2 protein-coding genes are annotated in these 1020 nt (G+C 65.9%); both read left to right on the forward strand.

Features of this window, described 5'->3' with window-relative positions:
• A partial coding sequence (locus ACWDNU_RS47200) for a Uma2 family endonuclease (protein ID WP_449673627.1) occupies window positions 1-596 on the forward strand: 596 nt, incomplete at its 5' end.
• A 68-nt stretch (window positions 597-664) separates the two neighbouring features.
• Window positions 665-1020 (forward strand): DUF1801 domain-containing protein (locus ACWDNU_RS47205; RefSeq protein WP_449673628.1); only part of this gene is annotated, 356 nt, incomplete at its 3' end.

Consider the following 1020-nt stretch of genomic DNA (forward strand, 5'->3'; position numbering starts at 1 on the left):
GCCCGCCCGATCAGCAGCGTGAGCAGCGACTGACCGCTGAGGCCTTCCTGGACGGAGCCGCGGACGAGTGGGGCGACATCGAGATCGTCGACGGCCGGGTTGTGCGGATGATGGCGCAGAGTCCGCTGCACAGCCGGGTCGTGCGGCGGCTCGCGGGATTGCTGGAGGCGGGTCGACGTGCCGGCGGGCCGTGCATGGTCGTGGATTCCGACGTCGCGGCACGGTTCGCCGATGCCGATTCGTCGGCAGCCGACCGGCGGTTGAACATTCGCTATCCCGATGTTTGGATCCGCGATTGCGAGCCCTACGACGTCAACTCTGTGCGGGATCACCTTCTGCTCGTCGTCGAGGTGACGTCGGAATCGACCATCGACGCAGACATCACCGACAAACGGATCCAGTACGCGGCTGCGGGGATCCCGCGCTACCTCATCGTCAGGCTCGATCAGAAGGAGGAGCGGATCGAGGAGATCGAGGAGTATCGCCTCGATTGGTCCGGACGATGCTACCGCGCACACACCGTCCATCGCAGAGTTCTCCTGCTCGACGAACCGGTCGAGGTGACGATTCCGTTCGACATGCTCGAGCAGGCCTGACCGGGATCTCGGCGGGGTCGGGGGATACTCGGGGATCAGGCGGGTGACGACGACGAGAGCGACCGGTGATGACTGTGACGGGTGATCAGGGTTCGGCTGGGCGGCGGATCGATGAGCGGATCGCGGAGTTGGGGGATTGGCGGGGGGAGGTGCTGGCGCGGATTCGGGAGTTGGTGCACGAGGCGGATCCGGGGATCGTCGAGGAATGGAAGTGGCGTGGGGTGCCGGTGTGGTACCACGACGGGATGGTGTGTACGGGGGAGACGTACAAGGAGATCGTGAAGGTCACCTTCGCCAAGGGGGCTCGGTTGCCTGATCCGCGTGGGGTTTTCAACTCCGGGCTGGAGGGGAACACGCGGCGGGTGATCGATCTGCGGGAGGGGGGCGAGCTCGATGAGGCGGGGTTCAAGGAGCTCGTGCGGGC

The organism is Amycolatopsis sp. NPDC003676, assembly GCF_053587275.1.